Consider the following 17408-nt stretch of genomic DNA (forward strand, 5'->3'; position numbering starts at 1 on the left):
AGACCGCCGACCGGGACGGCGACCCGTGCGGGTCGGCGTCCCCGCGGCGTGTCAGTCCAGGGGGTACTCCCGGGTCTCCAGCAGAGCGCAGCGGCCGCCGACCTCGATCGTGCCGTCGGGGCCGGGCCGCACGTCGATGCGCGAGCCCACCCCCTGCCTGATCACCAGCGGGCGGCCGAGGAGCGCCCCCAGCCGCAGCGCCGCGGCACCGGTGGCCTCGTCCTCGCCGATGCCCATCTCATCGGGGAAGACCCGGACCCTGACCCGGCCGGCCGGTTCGTCCTCCCACGCCCAGGCGTGCAGGTCGACGCCCTTCTCCCCGCCGGTGAGCGCGTCCACGTCGGCCGGGGAGGCCAGCCGGCGGGTGTCGAACTCCGGCGCCCACCGCGGGTCGGCGCGGATCCAGGTGTGCTCGCCCTCGGCCCAGGTCGCCACGTCGCCGGCCGAGGGCCGGAGCGTGTCGACGCCCGCGCCCTCGCGGCGCAGCAGCCACGAGGTCCCCACGAGCGGGTGCCCGGCCAGCGGCAGCTCCACGGCCGGGGTGTGGATGCACAGTGCGCCGGTGCCGCGGTCCTCGACGAACACCGTTTCGGAGAAGCCGAGGTCGGCGGCGATGCGCTGCCGGGTGCCGGCGTCGAGGCCGGGCGCGCCGAGGAAGACGCCGAGCGGGTTGCCGCCGGTGTCCCCCTCGCCGAGGAACACCGTGACGACGTGGAGGGTGGTCGATTCGCTCATGAGCGAAAGCATTCCATGCCGGACTCCTCCGGCACGACCGGGTTCTCCGGCCGAGGGCGGGGATCCCGCCGCCTCACTCCTCGCCGCCCGGCGCCGACGGCGCCGCCGCCCCCGCCGCGATGTCGCGCAGCGCCTGGACGTGGCGGTCGAAGGCCGCGCGCCCTTCGGCGGTCAGCGACAAGTGGGTCCGGGGGCGCCGGCCGACGAACATCTTGTGCACCTTCACGTAGCCGGCGCCCTCAAGGGTCGAGACCTGCTTGGACAGCGCGGAGTCGGTGATCTCGACGGTGTCGCGGACGAACCGGAAGTCGACCCGGTCGGCCGCGGCCAGCACCGCGACGATGGAGAAGCGCACCGGGGCGTGGATGACGCCGTCGAGTCTGCCGCGCGGATGGCTCATTCCGCGTTCCCTCCCGCGGCCCACAGCGTCCGGGCGCCGACCAGGAACGGGACCGCCGCGGTGATCGCGGCGCCGGCGACCCACCAGGCCGCGACATCGATCATCAGGCTGCCGCCGACGATGATGACGACGCCGTAGCACACCAGCCATCCGGCGATCATCGCGGTGTGCCACCACCCGAAGCGGGCCGGCGCCACCGGCCGGCGCCTCGCCCAGAGGGGCAGCAGCACGGCGATCAGCAGGATGACCGGTGGCGTGAAGACCCCGACCTTGAGGCCCCAGTCCATCGGAGCCAGGCCCAGCAGCGCCACGTAGCCACCGGTGGCGGCTCCGAAGGCGAAGGCGTAGAGGGCGAACCAGCGCCCTTGTCGGCGGACCCTGGCGGCGACCTCGTCGGCGTGCGCCAGCGCGGCCGCCGCTTCGGCGTGGGCGCCCATGTTCATCAGCTCCTCGGGTCGGTCCGGAACAGCAACTGAATCCAGCATGACAAGTAGTTTCCAAACTGGCAAGTACTTTCATGAAGGGAAAAACCAGTGAACGGCGGGCGTCCGACCACCGCCGGACCCGCCGCGGCACGGGGAACGCGTTGAACTCGTTTCGATAACTTCGTTCGATGATCGACATAAGTCCGTTGACTCTTGGACAAAGAAGGCCTAGTTTGTGCGCTACACCACAAGAACGGAAATCCGGAGAACGCGTTGAACTCAGCAGGGGACGTCCTCGACCTGATCAGTCGTGGCGCGGCCGGCACCAGGGCGGACCTCGCCCGGCACACCGGCATGGCGCGCTCGACCGTGGCTCAGCGCGTGGACGCCCTCATCGAGTACGGCCTGGTGGAGGAGGCGACGGAGCCCGGTGAGTCCACCGGGGGCCGGCCGCCGCGCGTGCTCCGGCTCAACACCGAACTCAACTGCGTCCTGGGCGTGGATCTCGGCGCCACCCACTGCCGCGTCGCGCTGATGGACATCGGCGGAGCACTCCTCGCCACCCGCGAGGACCCGCTCCTCATCACCCGGGGCCCCGAACCGGTCCTGGAACACATCGACGCCCGCATGCACGAACTGCTGGCCGAGGTGCGGCGGCCGATCGAGACGGTCAAGGCGATCGGCATCGGCGTACCGGGGCCCGTGGAGTTCGCGACCGGGCGCCCCGTCAACCCGCCGATCATGCCGGGCTGGCACGAGTACCCGATCCCGGAGTTCTTCACCGACCGCTACGACGTCGAGGTCCTGGTGGACAACGACGTCAACGTCCTCGCCCTGGGCGAGCGCCGGTTCGCCTACCCCGAGGCCCCGCACCTGCTGTTCGTCAAGGTCGGCACCGGCATCGGCTGCGGCATCATCGCGGGCGGCCGCCTGCACCGTGGGTCCCAGGGCAGCGCCGGCGACATCGGGCACATCCGAGTGCCCGGCGCCGACGACGCCCTGTGCCGCTGCGGCAACACCGGATGCCTGGAGGCCGTCGCCGGCGGCACCGCGCTGGCCGAGCGGCTCACCGCCGCCGGAGTGCCGGCCCGGACCGGCCGCGACGTCGTGGAACTGGTCAACCAGGGCGATCCGCTGGCGCTGCGCATGGTGCGCGACGGCGGCCGGGTCATCGGCGACGTGCTCGCCGGGCTGGTCAACTTCTTCAACCCCGAGGCCATCGTCGTCGGCGGCGTCATGGCCGAGGTGCACGAACCGCTGCTGGCCGGCGTCCGGGAGGTGATCTACCAGCGGTCGCTGCCGCTGGCGACGCACCGGCTGGCCGTCGTCCCCAGCCGCTCCGGCGACGAGGGCGGCGCGCTCGGCGCCGGCCGCCTCGCCATCGACCATGTCCTCGCCCCCGATCTCATCAACCGCGCGCTGGCCCGACGGCCGGGCGCACCCCCATCCCCCCGGCCGTCGACGGCGGCCCGGTAACACCTTCTGGAGGCCCACGATGGGTTCACAACCGCGACGGCTGCGACTCACCGCTCTGGCGGCGGGCGCGATCCTGATCACCGCGAGCGCGTGCAGCACCCCGGAGGCCGGTGGCGGCGGTGGCGACGACGCCGAAGGCCCGTTCACCATCGGCGTCAGCAACGGCTTCATCGGCAGTGAATGGCGCGAGCAGATGATCGCCACCCTGGAGGAGGCGTTCGCCGAGTACGAGCAGGAAGGGGTCGTCGACGAGCTGGTCGTGGAGAGCGCCGACGTCGACGTCAACGGCCAGATCCAGCAGATCCGCAACCTGATCAACTCCGGCGTCGACGCCATCATCGTCAACCCCAACTCCCCCACCGCCCTGGACGAGGTCTTCGCCGAGGCCGCGGAGCAGGACATCGAGATCGTCGCGATCGACCAGGCGGTCACCTCCGAGAACGTCACCAACGTCGTCATCGACCAGGGGGAGTGGGCGAGCATCTCGGCGGAGTGGCTGGCCGAGGAGGTCGGCGACGGCGGCGAGATCATCGCGGTGAACGGCATCGACGGCCACCCCGCCAACGAGGCCCGCTGGGAGGGCGCCTCCCAGGTCTTCGAGGAGGCCGGCGTGGAGGTCGCGGCCAACGACTTCGCCGACTGGGACCAGGCCACCGGCCAGCAGGTGACGCAGAACCTGCTCGCCAGCCACCCCGACGTCGACGGCATCTTCGTGCAGGACGGCATGGCGCTGGGCGCGTTCCAGGCGCTGGAGTCCGAGGGCACGGTCGACGAGATCGCCATCACCGGCGAGGCCCGGGTGGGCTTCATGAATCGCTGGGCCGAGCAGCGCGAGGAGAACCCGGACTTCTCCAGCGTCGGCGTGCCCAACCCGCCGGCCGGATCGGTCTCGGCGCTGCACGTGGTGGTCCGCATGCTGCAGGACCAGGAGTTCGCCCCGGACGCCCTGGACGGCAACACCCTCTACCTGCCGATCCCCGAGACCGTCACCGACGAGAACTTCGACGAGCGGTTCGCCGAGGTCGAGGACCAGCCCGACACCTACTCGGTGGACCACCACATCACCCCCGAAGAGGCCGACGCCTACTTCCAGTAGGCCCGCGGCCCCTTCACCAGATTCCCGGCTAACCGTCCGACACCACGTTGGTGAGGAGTCCTCGTGCCACCCCCGTTCCTGCAGATGACCGGCGTGCGCAAACGCTATGGGGGCGTGACCGCGCTGGCCGGAGCCGATTTCCGGGCCGAGGCCGGCACGGTGCACGCCGTACTCGGCCCCAACGGATCCGGCAAGAGCACCCTGCTCAAGGTGCTCACCGGCGTGGTGGAGCCGGACGCGGGCGACGTCCGGCTGGACGGGCGGCCGCTGCGGCCGCGCGGCCCCCGCGACACCCTCGCCGCCGGGGTCAGCGCGGTCTACCAGGAGCTGTCGCTGATCGAGGACTTCACCGTCCTGGACAACCTGGTGCTCGGCGTGGAGCCCAGCAGGTGGGGCCTGCGCGACCGGGCGGCGGCGCGGCGGCTGGCCCTGCCGTGGCTGGAGCGCTTCGCCGACGCGTTCGGCGGCCGGGTGCCCGCGGAGGAGCGGGTGGCCGACCTCGACCCCGGCGAGCGCCAGGTCGTGGAGATCTGCAAGGCGCTGGTGCGCGATCCGCGCGTGCTGGTGCTGGACGAGGCCACCGCCTCGCTGCGCCGGCGCCAGGTCGAGGTGCTGTTCGAGGTGGTCGCGGAGCTGCGCACGGCGGGCGTGCTGGTGCTGTTCATCACGCACCGGCTGGCCGAGATCCTCGCGGTGTGCGACCGCGCCACCGTCATGCGCAACGGCTCCGACGTCGCGACGGTGACCGTCTCCGAGGTGCCCGAGCACGAACTGGTGGACCTGATGGTGGGCGAGATGGCCGCGGTGGAGAACGCGCCGTCCACCGCCACCGACCAGGTGCGCCTGGAGGTGCGCGGGCTGTCCGGCGACCGCATCGACGACGTCTCCTTCCAGGTGCGCGCCGGTGAGGTCCTCGGGCTGGGCGGCCTGCAGGGTCAGGGGCAGGCGCAACTGCTGGCGACCCTGTTCGGCGCCGGCCGCCGGCGCTCCGGGACGGTCACGCTGGACGGCCGCCCGGTGCGTCCGCGCTCGCCCAAGCAGGCGGTGCGGGCCGGCCTGGCCTACGTGCCGGGCAACCGCGGCGCGCAGGGGCTGGCGCTGGGCCGGCCGATCCTGGAGAACTTCGCGCTGCCCTCGGTGGGGCGGCGCGCCGGGCTCGGCGTGTCCCTGTCGCGCCGCCGCGAGGTGGCGGCGGCCCGCTCGGTCGCCGAGCGCATCTCCACCTCCTACGGTTCGCTGGACGACCCCGTCTCCACCCTTTCGGGCGGCAACCAGCAGAAGATCGTGGTCGGCAAGTGGTTCCCCACCGAACCGCTCGTGGTGCTCATGGACGACCCGGCCAAGGGCATCGACGTGCGCGCGAAGGCCGAGCTGTTCGAGGTGGTCCGCGAGCTCGCCGCCTCGGGCGCCGCCGTGGTGGTCGGCTCCAGTGACGACCGCGAACTGGTGGAGCTGTGCGACCGGGTGCTGGTGCTGTTCGAGGGGCACGTCGTGGACGAGGTCTCCGGTGACCGGCTCACCGAGGAGACCCTGGTCGCCAGCGCGATGCACATCACCGAGACCGATCGGGCCGAGGCCGGCCCGGCGCGGGGGGAACGGTGATGAACGGCCCGGTTCCCGCACGCCCCGAGAACCGAGGGGGCCTCCGCCTCCCCGCGTCCGCAGAATCCCCCGTCCGTCCCATCTCACCGTCCGCCACGACCAAGGAGCGCGACTTCAGGCCATGACCGACGTCCGCACGACCTCGCCGCCCGCGGGAACGGCGGCTGCGCGAAGCCTCCTCGGCGCGCGCATGCCGACGCTGGCCACGGCAGCGCTGCTGGTGATCACCGTGACCGCGGCGGCGGTGATGCAGTCGAACTTCTTCACTCCCTACGGGCTGACCTCGAACTTCGCGACGATCCTGCCGATCGCCACGGTCGCGGTCGCCCAGACCCTCATCGTGCTCACGGGCGGGATCGACCTGTCCATCGGGACGATCGTCACGCTGTCCTCGGTGGTCACCGTGCAGTTGATGGACGGCGACCCCGCCCGAGTCCCCCTGGCCCTGGCCGCCGGGCTGCTCACCGGGGCCGGCTGCGGCCTGTTCAACGGGCTCATCGTCGCGCTGCTGCGGCTCCAGCCGATCGTGGCCACGTTCGCCACCAGCTTCGTGTTCGGCGGTCTGGCGCTGCTGGTACTGCCCTCACCCGGCGGGTCGGTCGCCCCGGTCATCACCGACGGCTTCCGCCAGGTGATCGCGCTGGTGCTGCCGGTGCCGGCACTGCTGCTGCTGGTGCTGTGGCTGGCCTGGCGGCTGCTGCGCGCGCACCGCGCGGGCCAGTACCTCTACGCCGTCGGCGGCGGCGCCGGGGCGGCCTACGCCTCGGCGGTGCCGGTCACCCAGGTGCGGATCCTCGCCTACACCGCGGGGGGCCTGGTCGCAGCGCTGGCCGGGATCGCGCTGCTGGCCAACTCCGGCGCCGGCGACCCCTTCATCGGCAACGAGCTCACCCTGGGCTCGATCGCGGCCCTGGTCATCGGCGGCACCCGGCTGCGCGGCGGCGCCGGCGGCGCCGGCGGCGCGATCGTCGGGGCCGTCATCCTCACCCTGATCCAGAACCTGGTGTTCTTCGCCGGCGTGCCGACGGACGCCAGGGAACTGGTCAACGGCGCGATCACCATCGTCGCCATCGCGCTCGCGGGCCTGCTCACCGCCCGCGGCACCGCAACGGGCGAAGGGAAGGTCACATGAGCGCCCCGTCCACCACGTCCGCGACGCCCGCGGCTCCCGCTGTTCAGCAGCGGTCCGCCCGGTCGGAACGGCTGCTGCGGATCCTGCGCGACCCCGTCGTCATCTCCGGCATCGCGGCGCTGGCGCTGTGGTGCGTCGCCGCGATCGTCTCCCCGGCGTTCGCCTCGTGGAGCCAGATCGTCACCCTGCTGGTGCTGGCGTCCTTCCTCGGCGTCATCGCCATCGGCCAGACGCTGGTGATCATCGCCGGCGGCGAGGGCATCGACCTGTCGGTCGGCGCGACGGCCACGCTGGCCGCCATCGTCGCCTCCCGCTACATGGACGGCTCCAACGACAACCTGGTCGCCGCGGTCGCCCTCGCGCTGGGCGCCGCCGCCGTGGTCGGGGTGCTCAACGGTGTCGGGATCCTGTTCTTCCGGGTGCCCCCGCTGGTCATGACGCTCGGCATGATCGCGGTGGTCTACGGCTTCATCAGGCTCTACACCGGCGGCCGCCCCGCCGGATCGGCGGCGCCGGCGCTGCGCTCCCTGGTCACCGGCGACACCGTCGCCGGCATCCCGGGCGTGCTGTGGCTGTGGCTCGCACTGTCGGTCCTGGTCATCTGGCTGCTGCGGCGCAGTTCCTACGGCTGGCGGCTGTACGCGGTGGGCGGCAACAGCACCACCGCCTACCTGTCCGGCGTGAACACCCGCGCCATGAAGCTGAGCGCCTACATGCTGTCCTCGGTGTTCGCCGGCGTGGGCGGGCTGCTGCTGCTCGGCTACACCCAGACCGTGTTCCTGCGGCTGGCGGACCCCTACATGCTGCCCAGCGTGGCCGCCACGGTCGTCGGGGGGACCGCGCTCATCGGCGGCGTCGGGGGGTACCTCGGCACCATCATCGGCGCGATCCTGCTCACCGTCCTCGACTCCTTCCTGCGCATCCTGCAGCTCGGGGGCGGCGGTGACGCGCCGCGGCAGATCATCTACGGCCTCGTCCTACTGGTGGTGCTGTCGGCCTACGGCCGCCAGAAGCGCCTGCGGCAGTGAACCGAACACATGAATGGAGATGACAGGTGACGAATCGTCTGGGCGTCGGAATCGTCGGAAGCGGTTTCATCGCGGAGTTCCACACGCGCGCCTTCCGCGGGGTCCGCGACGCCGACGTCGTCGCGGTCAGCGGCCGCACCCCTGAGACCGTGCGCCGGGTCTGCGACCTCGCCCGCGAGCTGCGGGTGGGCGATCCCACCGGCTACGGCGACGTCCGCGAGCTGGTGCGCGACCCGGCCGTGGAGGCGGTGTGGATCACCACCCCCAACCACGTCCGGGTGGAGACGGTCCGCGCGATCGTCGAGGAGGTGCAGGCCGGGCGGGCGGAGCTGCGCGGCATCGCGATCGAGAAGCCCCTGGGCCGCACGGTGGCCGAGGCGACCGAGGTGCTGGAGATGGTGGAGGGCGCCGGGCTGCTGCACGGCTACCTGGAGAACCAGGTGTTCGCGCCCGGTGTGACCCGCGCCCACGAGCTGGCCTGGGACCGCGGCGCCGCCATCGCCGGCCCGCCCTACCTGGCCCGGTGCGCCGAGGAGCACAGCGGGCCGCACCGCTCCTGGTTCTGGCAGGGCGAGAAGCAGGGCGGCGGGGTGCTCAACGACATGATGTGCCACAGCGTCGAGGCCGGCCGGTTCCTGCTCACCCCGCCCGGGACCGCGAAGTCGGACTGGCTGACCCCGGTGAGCGTGGACGCCACCATCGCCTGCCTGAAGTGGTCCCGGCCGGCCTACGCCGACCAGCTCGTGGAGCGCTACGGACCCGAGGTCGACTACCGCCGGGCCCCCTCGGAGGACTACGCGCGGGCGACGGTGACCTACCGCAATGGAGAGGGCCACGAGGTGGTCGTGGAGGGCACCACGTCGTGGAGCTACGTCGGCGCCGGGCTGCGGCTGACGTTCGAGCTGCTGGGCCCCGAGTACGCCATGGCGGTCAACAGCCTGGACACCGAGGCGAAGGTCTTTCTGAGCCGGGAGATCTCCGGCGGGCGCGGCGAGGACCTGGTGGAGAAGCAGAACGCCGAGGGCGGGCTGATGCCGGTGCTGCCCGACGAGGCCGGCGCCTACGGCTACACCGAGGAGAACCGGCACATGGTGACCAGGTTCCTGGACGGCGCGCAGCCCAGCGAGAGCCTGCACGACGGCCTGCTGGTGACCCGGCTGCTGATGGGCGCCTACCTCTCGGCACAGGAGGGCCGCCGGATCGACCTGGCCTCGACCGACCTGTCCTCCTTCGTCCCCGACGTGGCCAAGGGCGCCTGGCGGGGCTGACCCGGTGCGCGAGCCGTCGGCGGCACAGCGGACCCGGGTCTGAGAGCCCCACTCCGCCGCGCGAACGCGGCGGTCAGAGCTCGACGAGAACCCGGAGGGGCCCGCGCCTTCCGGCTCCGGCCCCCGCCCGCCGCGCGGGCCTCCCGGGTCGCCCCCGCGAGGTCCGCGCGGCGTGTTCGTCACCACATCGCGACGGTGCGCCGCGCCGCCGCGCGCCGCAGCCAGCCTCCGCGCCGCCGCACACGCCCTGCGATCGCGGCCTTCCCGGGCCTGGACCGAGGATGTGCCATAAATGACACATAAAACCAACTCGAAACAATTCTTAACAGGCGCTTGCATGCCCGAAACAGCCGCGTAAGCTCGACGACTGTGCTTACGCTGTTCCCTCCCCGCATGCTTCGGACGCAGCACCGCCGAAGAGAGGCCACCGTGCCACAGTTGACCGGCCTCGCGCACATCACCCTCTCGGTGCGCGACCGCGACGCCAGTGTCGAGTTCTACCGCGACGTGCTGGGCTTCCGCGTACTCCAGACGCGCGACGAGGGCCGGTGGCTGCGCACCACCTGCCGCCACCCCTCCGGCCTCGTCCTGGGCATCACCCAGCACCTCGACCACTTCAACTCGCGCTTCGACCACCGGCACGCCGGCGTCGACCACCTCTCGTTCGGGGTGGGCTGCCTGGGCGACCTGGAGACCTGGGAGGAGCGGCTCACCGACCTCGACATCGACCACTCGCCGATCGTGCACTGCGAGATGGGATCGCTGATGAGCTTCATCGATCCCGACGGCTTCCAGCTCGAACTGCACTGCTCGCCCGAGCCCGACACCGGCGAGGACTAGGTCGCGTTTTCCGAATCATTTCGGGCTCGCGGCCACCAGGCAGGGCCCCCGCTGTGCGAGGCTGCGGAGCTTGCGGAGCAGCGCACAGTAGGGGCCTCTCGCTGCGCCGATGTCGCTTGAACAGCCAACCAGGATGATCTACGCGAATCGTCTTGCGAGAGATTGCCTGGACGGCCGCTCGCGGGCCCCCGCTGTGCGAGGCTGCGGAGCTTGCGAAGCAGCGCACAGTAGGGGCAGCCGAAAGCCTTCGTCAAACACTCCCTAGACCGGCGACACCAGCTCCAGCCGCACCTCGCGCTCGCGCATCCCGGCCACCGCCGACTGGGGCAGCCGGTCGTCGCTGATGATGCCGTCGAACTCCTCCAGCCGCGCCACCCGGAACGTGCCGAACTTGCCGTACTTGGTGCTGTCGACGGTCAGCACGCTCTTGGAGGCGATGCGCAGCAGTTGCTGCTTGGCGACCACCTTGGGCTCGGACGGGGTGGTCGAGCCGCGTTCGACGTCCCAGGAACTGCTGGCGATGAACGCGATGTCGACGTTGACCTTGCTGAGGAACTCCGCGGTGAACTGGCCCACCGAGGAGTGGTCGGCGTGCGAGACGACCCCGCCGGTGTGGATCAACTCGATGTTGGGGTACTCCATGAGGTGGCCGACGACGTTGAAGTCGCTGGTCACCACGGTGAGTCCCACCTTGTCGGTGAGCATCGGGACCATCTGCAGGGTGGTGGTGCCCGCGTCGAGGAAGATGGTGAAGTTCTCCCTGACCAGGTCCGCGGCCGCCCGCGCGATGGCGCGCTTGGCCGGCACCTCCAGTTGGGCCTTCGCCAGGTAGGACGGCTCGCTCTTGAGCCGGGCCGCCAGTCGCACGCCACCGGTGACCGACAGCACCTTGCCCTCGTTCTCCAGGGCCTGGATGTCGCGCCGCACCGTCATGTGGGAGACGGCCAGCATCGACGTGAGCTCGTTGATGCTGAGAACGTGGCGTTCCTGCAAGAGCTTGAGGATGTGCTCGCGACGCTGGTCCGGGATCATCTTTCGCCTTCGCGATCGGTTCTCGTTGTGCGTGCCACTGTGGCACGGTCACATCTTGCGTTAGAAGTTTCCCAGTTCGCGGTCCGCGAACGCGTCCGGGCCCGGCGTGACCCGCCTCGCACGGTGGCCACCTGGCCTTTTCGGGGTTTTCACCGGTCCCCCGTGCGCGGACGCACGGTTTTTGGCACTCTTGTTCCTGCACCCCGGCATGCCCGTCACCGATTCCAGCCGCTCGTACCGGAGACCCCATATGACGCTGGCGATCGCCCACCGCGGCGACCCCATCCAGTTCCGGGAGAACACCCTGCCGGCCATTCGCGCGGGTGCGGCGGCAGGCGCCGACCTGGTCGAGATCGACCTGAAGCTGACCGCGGACGGCCACGTGGTGCTGCTGCACGACGACACCCTGGAGCGCTTCTGGGGTCTGGCGCGTCCGATCGGGGAACTGACGCTGGCCCAGATCGCGGCGCTGGGAGACGGCCGCGACCGCCGGATCCCGACCCTGATGGAGGTGCTCGCGGAGTTCGGCGGCCCGGGCCGGGTGCCCCTGATGCTGGACGTGGCCTCGGTGGATGTCGCGCTGGCCGCGGACGACGTCGTGGCCGAGCACGGCCTGCTCGACCGCGTCGTCTACAGCGGGGCGGTCGAGGCGATGCGGGCGATCCGCGCGCGGCGGCCGCACGCCCGGTTGACGCTGACCTGGGACCAGCAGGGTCTGCCGCCGGCCGAGCTGTGGCAGGTGGTGCAGCCGCGCTTCTACAACTCCTACTGGCCGCTGCTCACCCGTGAGCTCGTGGCGGAGATGCACCGGCACGGGTACGCGGTGTCGGCCTGGACGGTCAACGACGTCTCCGAAATGGCCCGGCTCATCGGCATGGGGGTGGACGCGATCATCACCGACCAGCCCGCCGACCTGGTCAAGCTGGTGCGCGGCTCCCCGATCCCCCACCGCTGACCGAGGTCCGGCCGCCCCTTCCTCACCGATGTCCGACGACCGGGTCCGCACAGGGGTCGGCCGTCGCAGTACGCGCAAGCCGCCGGCGGCACAGCGGATCCGGGTTCCGAGAGTCCCACCCCGCCCCGCGAACGCAGCGGTCAGATCCCGATCAGCCCTCGGTGAGGCCGCTCCGTTCATCCGGTATCCGATGAACTGAATTCAATTCACCATTCTTCCCGCTCCCCGCCCCTCCCCGGAACGGAAAGTATGGATTTTCCAAATTGAGCTGCGCGCATCCGCGTTTCCCGCGAATCCTCCCCGGGGCGGCGCTATCCTCGAAACCGATTCGCAACACGACCGGACAGCCGAAACGGACAGCCGAACCAGACGGGCATTCGCACCACCGAACGCGCAAATCCCTCCGCCACCGCGCGCCACCCCTCGCCAGTGCAGGCTAGAGATGATCATGACGGCCGACCTCTCCCCTCTCGACACACGCCTCACCGAACGCGCGCTCGACGTGGCGATCCGGCTCTTCGCCAGGGACGGGACGCGCGACGTCCGCATGTCGGACATCGCGCACGAGGCCGACGTCGACCCCGTGGACCTGCGCCGGGCCTTCCCGACCAAACTCGATCTGATCCACGCCATCATCGTGCGTTCGACGCGCCAACTCCTTGAGCGCCAAATGACCGTTTCGGACGAGGAGAAAGCGCCGGTCGAGCGCCTTTCCCTGTTCATTCGCACGCACATCGAGTTCAGCTCCGAACACCGGACCGAGGAGGAACTGCGCCGCAGCGTGCTCCCCACATTGCGCGCGATCAACCCCTCGCGCCACCGCGAGATCTCCGATCTGCTGCGCGGATACCGGGAGCACGTCCGCGGCCTCATCGCGGCGGGGCGCGACGCGGGCGTCCTCGCCCCCTCCCGCCCCGCGGTGGCGGCGGCCAGCGTACTCGAAACGCTCGACGGGATCCTGAACTGGTACGACCCGTCCGGCGGGCTGTCGGTCCAGGAGCTCGGCAACGTCTACGCCGACATGATCATCCATCACCTGCTGGGTGCGCCGCCGGAGTGACCGCGTCGTCCCCGCTCGCGCGCGGGCGGGGCGGAGCGGGCGCGCCCGAAGGCGTGCAGCGCACCGGCAGCTCCAGCGGGAGGTTGGTGAAGATCGACGGCGTCGGCACCGGCTCGCCTCCGTCGAGCGCCAGGTCGGGGAAGCGCTCGAACAGTGCCGGCAGCGCGATGCCCAGTTCGAGTCGGGCCAGCGGTGCCCCGAGGCAGAAGTGCGGGCCGTGGCCGAAGGCGACGTTGCGGCGCTGCTCCCTGGTGATGTCGAAGACGTGGGCCTCGGGGCCGTGCTGAAGCGGGTCGCGGTTGGCCGAGGCGAAGAAGATCAGGACGGGGTCGCCCTTGCGCAGCGTGCGGCCGCCCAGTTCGAGGTCCTCGGTGGGGTAGCGGAAGGGCAGGGCCGCCACGCTGGTGTCCCAGCGCAGCGCCTCCTCCACCGCGGCGCTCCAGGGCAGCTCGCCCCGGCGCAGCATGGCGAGCTGCTCGGGGTGGGTCAGCAGCGCCCGTACGGCGTTGGCGAGGACGCCGACCGTCGTCTCGAAGCCCGCGGCCATGAACAGCCACAGCGTGTCCAGCAGCTCCCGGTCCGACAGCCGGTCGCCCTCGTCGCGGGCCTGGATGAGCGCGCTGGTCAGGTCGTCGCCGGGGGTCTCGCGGCGGCGGCGGACCAGGTCGGTGAAGTAGGCGTTGACCCGCGCCTGGGTGTCCAGCACCTCCTCGGGGGTGGCGACGGTGCTGAAGACGCTGCCGACCAGCCTGCCGATGGTGGGGCGGTCGGAGTCGGGGATGCCGAACAGCTTGCAGATCACCCCCATCGGCAGCGGGACGGCCAGCGCCGACTTCAGGTCGGCGCGGCCGCCCGCGCGGCCGAGGTCGTCGAGCAGGCCGGTGACGAGCCCTTCGATGTCCGGACGCAGCTCCTCCACCCGGCGGGGGGTGAACGCCCTGGCGATCAGCCCGCGGATGCGCGCGTGGGTCTCGCCGTCGGAGTGCAGCATGTTGTCCAGGTGGACCATGCCGATCAGCGGCCAGTCGGCGCCGACCTCACCGTCCTGCCAGGCCCTCCAGTTGCGGTAGTTCTTCACGAAGCGCCGACCGGACATGACCTCCTGGGCCTCGGCGTGCCGGGTCACAGCCCACGCCACGACCTGACCAGGGAGCTCAACCTCGACCACAGGCCCGAGTTCGCGGAGTCGGGCCGCCTGTCCTTGGGTGTCTCGGGCGCGGGGGTCGAGGACGACGGGTTCGACTGGGGCCATGTCGGATCTCCGCTCGCGGCATCGGGTACCTCCTGCGGCGTGAACACGACGGGGAGGCGCTCCAGTCCGCGGATGAACAGGGAGGGCCGCCACCGAAGATCACGCTCCGGTACCGAGAGTCGCATATCCGACAAGCGGAACACCAGGGTCTCAATGCTCACGGCCGCCATGTGGTGGCCGATCTTCTGCGCCGGGCACCGGTGCGGTCCCACGCCCCATGCCAGGTGAGCGCGGTTGCCCGAGCTGCGCGCCGAGGCGTGCGTCCCGCCGCCGTCGAAGAGCAGCGGGTCGTTATTGGCCGCGGCGAATCCCGAGATAAGGCAGTCCCCTTCTCGGATGCGGTAGCCCGCGACCTCGGTGTCGCGCCGGGCGTAACGCCCCGCGAGGGTCTGGAACGGCGGGTCGCGCCACAGCACCTGGTCGATGGCCTCGTCCACGCGCAACTGCGCCCCCGCCACCGCCATCCGCATCTCCTGCTCGGTGAGCAGCAGGCGCAGCGCGTTGCCGATGAGGTTGGCCGTGGGGTCGTGCGCCGCGGCGATGGTCAGCATGACCTGCTGCACGACCTCCTCGTCGGTCAGCCCGGCCGGGTGCGCGATCAGCCGCGAGGTGATGTCGTCGCCGGGCTCCCCGCGCTTGCGGTCGACGAGGTCGACGAGGTAGCCGACCATCTTCTCGTTGGCGGCGTTGGCGGCCTCGCCGTTGCCGTTCCACAGCTCCACCATGAGGTCGCACAGGTAGTGGCCGTGCCGATCGTCCTGGCCGAGCATGCGGTTGACCGCCAGCAACGGGATGCGGCCGGCGTACTCGGCGATCAGGTCGGCCTCGCCCCGGGCGGCGAACCGGTCGATCAGCGCGTTGGCGAGGTCCTCGATGTCGACGCGCAGCCGGCTCTGGGCCGACCCGTCGTAGCTGTCGACCAGCGCGCCGCGCAGCCGCTGGTGCTCGGCCCCGTCGCTGTGCAGCGCGTTGGGGCGGTGGGCGAAGACCGGGTAGGTTCCGGCCTCGGGGGTGATGCGGCCCTCCTTCAGCTCGCGCCAGATGCGCCCGTCGTGGCTGAACAGATGCTGGTCGCGCAGCACCTGCAGGTGCTCGCTGTAACCCAGCATCAGCCAGGCCGCGACCCCCGGTTCCACCTCCACCGGGGCGATGCCGCCGAATCTCTTGCGCATCAGCTCCCAGAGTTCGTGCGTGTCACCCCGCAGGGCGTCGCCGTAGAGCGGGACGGCCTCACTGTGCAGCGGGCAGGCGGAGGGGGAATTCGGTGCATCACGCCGCGACTCGGTCATGGGGCCAGACGATATCCGTCACCGAGTGTCGTCGCGGCCGAACGGAGGAAAACGTCCGGGATTTCAGAGGTCCCCGGCCCCAGGGGGTCCGCGGTCCCCGTGGCCGGGGCGGCGGCCCGGGCCCATCGGGTTGCGACCGCCGCGTTCACGGAACGAGGCGGGACTCTCAAGCCCGGATCCGCCGTACCGCCGGCGGCTCGCGCGCGCTGCGGCAGCCGCCCCCTGTGCGAACCCGGCCGTCGGGCACCGGTCAGGTGAAGACCACCTCGGCGTCCCGGGTGAAGTGCGCGACCATCTCCGGGGGCAGGATCGCCGCTTCCGCGGCGTGCCCGCTCAGCGGCCGCGTCTGGCTGGTGAAGCAGGCGATCGCCGCGGCCTTGGCCGCCCGCACCTCCTCCGGCAGCACGATCCGGTGCGCGTCGGCCCACGGCACCCGCCCGTCATCGGGGAGCGCCCAGTGCCACATCCAGATCGGGTACTCCAGCAGCGAGGCGCCGACGGCGTCGGCGGCCGTGCGGGCCGCACGTCCGGTGGCGTCGTGATCGGGGTGCATGTCGCCCTCCCACGGCGCCGCGCACACCTCGAAGCCCGTGCACAGCTCCACCAGGTGCAGTTCCAGCTCGGCCTCCGCCCCGGCGACCCGGCCGTCGGGCAGCTCCAGCCGCACGATCTCCGCGTCCCCCGCGCCCAGCTCCTCCAGCGCCCGCTCGGTCTCGGCGATGCGCCGCTCCACCTGCTCGGTCCGGACGGGGGCGCCGCCGCCCGGATCCGGGGCGGCCCCGTCGGTCACCGCGACGATCCGCAGCAGCGCGTCGGTCGCCGCCAGCATCGAGATGGCCCCGCCGAAGCCGAGCACCTCGTCGTCGGGGTGCGGCGCCACGACGACGGCGCTGCGGGTGTCGGCGACGTGCAGCGCGGGGAACTCGTGCAGCGCCGGCCACCCGCGCCACACCGTCTCCGAGGTGCCCGCGTCGTCGACGGAGTGGGCGTGGCCGGACGACCATCGGGTCCATCGGGTGGTACTCAATGCGTCTCCCTCCACGCCGGCCCGGGTCCGACATCACTCCCCTGCCCCGGAGCCCGATGCGGAAACGGGGCGGCGGCGGGCGCGGCGCTCAGCCGGCGGTCCGCCGGACGCGTTCGGCGAGTCCGGCGTCGCGGGCCACCCGGGCCAGGCCCGCGGCGAACGAGGCCAGCTCGCCGCCGTCGACCAGCCCGGCGAGCTCGGACTCCGCGGTCGGCAGACCGACCCGCTCGGCCCCCTTGCGGCTGACGCCGTCGAAATAGGGCCGCAACCACTCCCACACCTGCTGCGCCTCCCTGCAGAAGATCGCCGCGCCCGTGGGACCGATGCCCTTGAAGCCCTGCAGGTCGCGTTCCAGCCGCCGCGGGTCACCGCCGGCCTCGTCGGCGAGCCGGCGCAGGTCGCCCCCGTGGTGGTCGCGCAGCCGCTCGGCGCACTCGCCGAGCCGGGTCGCGGTGCTCTCGTCGTAGCGCACGTAGTGGGCCCGGCCCAGGGCGTCGACGCGCTGCTGCCAGGTCAGTCCGAGCATGCCGTCGGGCGTCGTCGCGCCCGCGCCGGTCAGCTCGCGCGCGGCCGCGATGGCGATGTCGGCCGATATCCGGGCGCTGACCAGGTTCGCCAGCACCAGCAGCCGCCACAGGGGCGACGGCTTGTCCTCCAGTCGGATCCCGGCCTCCTGCGCCAGCGTCCGGCCCGCCTCGTCAACGACGGCCCGGGCGATCGTGGTCCTGCTCATCGTCGGTCCCCCTTGAACGCGTCCGCACGCGCCCCTACCCGGAAGAGGACCGAGGCAT

General features: G+C 71.8%; 17 protein-coding genes. 9 read left to right on the forward strand and 8 right to left on the reverse strand.

Annotated elements, in window-relative coordinates; translation table 11 throughout:
- Nucleotides 1-51: 51 nt before the first annotated feature.
- The 3 genes from HDA32_RS20045 to HDA32_RS20055 all read right to left on the reverse strand — a co-directional run bounded on the left by HDA32_RS20045 (nucleotide 52) and on the right by HDA32_RS20055 (nucleotide 1620).
- Nucleotides 52-735: a PhzF family phenazine biosynthesis protein gene (locus HDA32_RS20045; RefSeq protein ID WP_246334426.1), complete on the reverse strand. Its 684-nt coding sequence runs from the start codon at nucleotides 733-735 to the stop codon at nucleotides 52-54.
- Between the two features lie 73 nt (nucleotides 736-808).
- Nucleotides 809-1135: a winged helix-turn-helix domain-containing protein gene (locus tag HDA32_RS20050; RefSeq protein ID WP_179644681.1), complete on the reverse strand. Its 327-nt coding sequence runs from the start codon at nucleotides 1133-1135 to the stop codon at nucleotides 809-811.
- Entirely contained in the window at nucleotides 1132-1620 is a 489-nt protein-coding gene (locus HDA32_RS20055) for a hypothetical protein (protein WP_179644682.1), read from the reverse strand. The genes HDA32_RS20050 and HDA32_RS20055 overlap by 4 nt, the downstream gene beginning before the upstream one ends.
- Nucleotides 1621-1833: 213 nt before the next feature.
- On the opposite strand from HDA32_RS20055, the gene HDA32_RS20060 reads away from it, so the two are divergent.
- From HDA32_RS20060 to HDA32_RS20090, 7 genes are all read left to right on the forward strand, one after another.
- Complete coding sequence (locus HDA32_RS20060; RefSeq protein WP_179644683.1) at nucleotides 1834-3036, forward strand: ROK family transcriptional regulator; 1203 nt, start codon at nucleotides 1834-1836, stop codon at nucleotides 3034-3036.
- A 19-nt stretch (nucleotides 3037-3055) separates the two neighbouring features.
- Nucleotides 3056-4132, forward strand: a complete 1077-nt coding sequence (locus tag HDA32_RS20065; RefSeq protein WP_179644684.1) for an ABC transporter substrate-binding protein — start codon at nucleotides 3056-3058, stop codon at nucleotides 4130-4132.
- A 63-nt stretch (nucleotides 4133-4195) separates the two neighbouring features.
- Complete coding sequence (locus tag HDA32_RS20070; protein ID WP_312863252.1) at nucleotides 4196-5734, forward strand: sugar ABC transporter ATP-binding protein; 1539 nt, start codon at nucleotides 4196-4198, stop codon at nucleotides 5732-5734.
- Between the two features lie 121 nt (nucleotides 5735-5855).
- Entirely contained in the window at nucleotides 5856-6866 is a 1011-nt protein-coding gene (locus HDA32_RS20075; protein WP_179644685.1) for an ABC transporter permease, read from the forward strand.
- Nucleotides 6863-7894, forward strand: coding sequence for an ABC transporter permease (locus HDA32_RS20080; protein WP_179644686.1), 1032 nt, complete (start codon nucleotides 6863-6865; stop codon nucleotides 7892-7894). The genes HDA32_RS20075 and HDA32_RS20080 overlap by 4 nt, the downstream gene beginning before the upstream one ends.
- A 26-nt stretch (nucleotides 7895-7920) precedes the next feature.
- Entirely contained in the window at nucleotides 7921-9162 is a 1242-nt protein-coding gene (locus tag HDA32_RS20085; protein ID WP_179644687.1) for a Gfo/Idh/MocA family protein, read from the forward strand.
- 429 nt (nucleotides 9163-9591) lie between these two features.
- Nucleotides 9592-10002, forward strand: coding sequence for a VOC family protein (locus HDA32_RS20090; protein ID WP_312863253.1), 411 nt, complete (start codon nucleotides 9592-9594; stop codon nucleotides 10000-10002).
- Between the two features lie 261 nt (nucleotides 10003-10263).
- Here HDA32_RS20090 and HDA32_RS20095 read toward each other — a convergent pair whose 3' ends face one another.
- Nucleotides 10264-11034 (reverse strand): DeoR/GlpR family DNA-binding transcription regulator, encoded by a 771-nt coding sequence (locus HDA32_RS20095; RefSeq protein ID WP_179644689.1) that lies wholly within the window; start codon nucleotides 11032-11034, stop codon nucleotides 10264-10266.
- A 250-nt stretch (nucleotides 11035-11284) separates the two neighbouring features.
- Between HDA32_RS20095 and HDA32_RS20100 the strand changes: the two genes are divergently transcribed.
- Together HDA32_RS20100 and HDA32_RS20105 are read left to right on the forward strand one after the other, a co-directional pair.
- Nucleotides 11285-11989 carry a glycerophosphodiester phosphodiesterase gene (locus tag HDA32_RS20100; protein ID WP_179644690.1) on the forward strand — a complete coding sequence of 235 codons (705 nt, stop codon included), beginning with the start codon at nucleotides 11285-11287 and terminating at the stop codon, nucleotides 11987-11989.
- 448 nt (nucleotides 11990-12437) lie between these two features.
- Nucleotides 12438-13049, forward strand: coding sequence for a TetR/AcrR family transcriptional regulator (locus HDA32_RS20105; RefSeq protein ID WP_246334428.1), 612 nt, complete (start codon nucleotides 12438-12440; stop codon nucleotides 13047-13049).
- Here HDA32_RS20105 and HDA32_RS20110 read toward each other — a convergent pair.
- The 4 genes from HDA32_RS20110 to HDA32_RS20120 form a co-directional block, all read right to left on the reverse strand.
- On the reverse strand, nucleotides 13015-14187 hold the full coding sequence (locus HDA32_RS20110; protein ID WP_312863254.1) for a cytochrome P450 family protein: 1173 nt from the start codon (nucleotides 14185-14187) through the stop codon (nucleotides 13015-13017). The genes HDA32_RS20105 and HDA32_RS20110 overlap by 35 nt on opposite strands.
- Nucleotides 14172-15590 (reverse strand): cytochrome P450, encoded by a 1419-nt coding sequence (locus tag HDA32_RS30905; RefSeq protein ID WP_246334430.1) that lies wholly within the window; start codon nucleotides 15588-15590, stop codon nucleotides 14172-14174. Before HDA32_RS30905 ends, HDA32_RS20110 begins: the two co-directional genes overlap by 16 nt.
- 250 nt (nucleotides 15591-15840) lie before the next feature.
- The gene (locus HDA32_RS20115) at nucleotides 15841-16617 is read right to left on the reverse strand and encodes a PIG-L deacetylase family protein (RefSeq protein WP_179644693.1); all 777 of its coding nucleotides are present in this window, start codon (nucleotides 16615-16617) and stop codon (nucleotides 15841-15843) included.
- A gap of 88 nt (nucleotides 16618-16705) precedes the next feature.
- On the reverse strand, nucleotides 16706-17350 hold the full coding sequence (locus HDA32_RS20120; RefSeq protein WP_179644694.1) for an endonuclease: 645 nt from the start codon (nucleotides 17348-17350) through the stop codon (nucleotides 16706-16708).
- Between the last annotated feature and the right edge of the window lie 58 nt (nucleotides 17351-17408).

This window comes from Spinactinospora alkalitolerans, from assembly GCF_013408795.1.
GTDB lineage: Bacteria > Actinomycetota > Actinomycetes > Streptosporangiales > Streptosporangiaceae > Spinactinospora > Spinactinospora alkalitolerans.

What these genes read in the sequence shown, in the direction of transcription:
- HDA32_RS20045 (WP_246334426.1), bottom strand. Translation starts at nt 735, where the DNA reads ATGAGCGAATCGACCACCCTCCACGTCGTCACGGTGTTCCTCGGCGAG.
- HDA32_RS20050 (WP_179644681.1), bottom strand. Translation starts at nt 1,135, where the DNA reads ATGAGCCATCCGCGCGGCAGACTCGACGGCGTCATCCACGCCCCGGTG.
- HDA32_RS20055 (WP_179644682.1), bottom strand. Translation starts at nt 1,620, where the DNA reads ATGCTGGATTCAGTTGCTGTTCCGGACCGACCCGAGGAGCTGATGAAC.
- HDA32_RS20065 (WP_179644684.1), top strand. Translation starts at nt 3,056, where the DNA reads ATGGGTTCACAACCGCGACGGCTGCGACTCACCGCTCTGGCGGCGGGC.
- HDA32_RS20075 (WP_179644685.1), top strand. Translation starts at nt 5,856, where the DNA reads ATGACCGACGTCCGCACGACCTCGCCGCCCGCGGGAACGGCGGCTGCG.
- HDA32_RS20080 (WP_179644686.1), top strand. Translation starts at nt 6,863, where the DNA reads ATGAGCGCCCCGTCCACCACGTCCGCGACGCCCGCGGCTCCCGCTGTT.
- HDA32_RS20095 (WP_179644689.1), bottom strand. Translation starts at nt 11,034, where the DNA reads ATGATCCCGGACCAGCGTCGCGAGCACATCCTCAAGCTCTTGCAGGAA.
- HDA32_RS20100 (WP_179644690.1), top strand. Translation starts at nt 11,285, where the DNA reads ATGACGCTGGCGATCGCCCACCGCGGCGACCCCATCCAGTTCCGGGAG.
- HDA32_RS20105 (WP_246334428.1), top strand. Translation starts at nt 12,438, where the DNA reads ATGACGGCCGACCTCTCCCCTCTCGACACACGCCTCACCGAACGCGCG.
- HDA32_RS30905 (WP_246334430.1), bottom strand. Translation starts at nt 15,590, where the DNA reads ATGACCGAGTCGCGGCGTGATGCACCGAATTCCCCCTCCGCCTGCCCG.
- HDA32_RS20120 (WP_179644694.1), bottom strand. Translation starts at nt 17,350, where the DNA reads ATGAGCAGGACCACGATCGCCCGGGCCGTCGTTGACGAGGCGGGCCGG.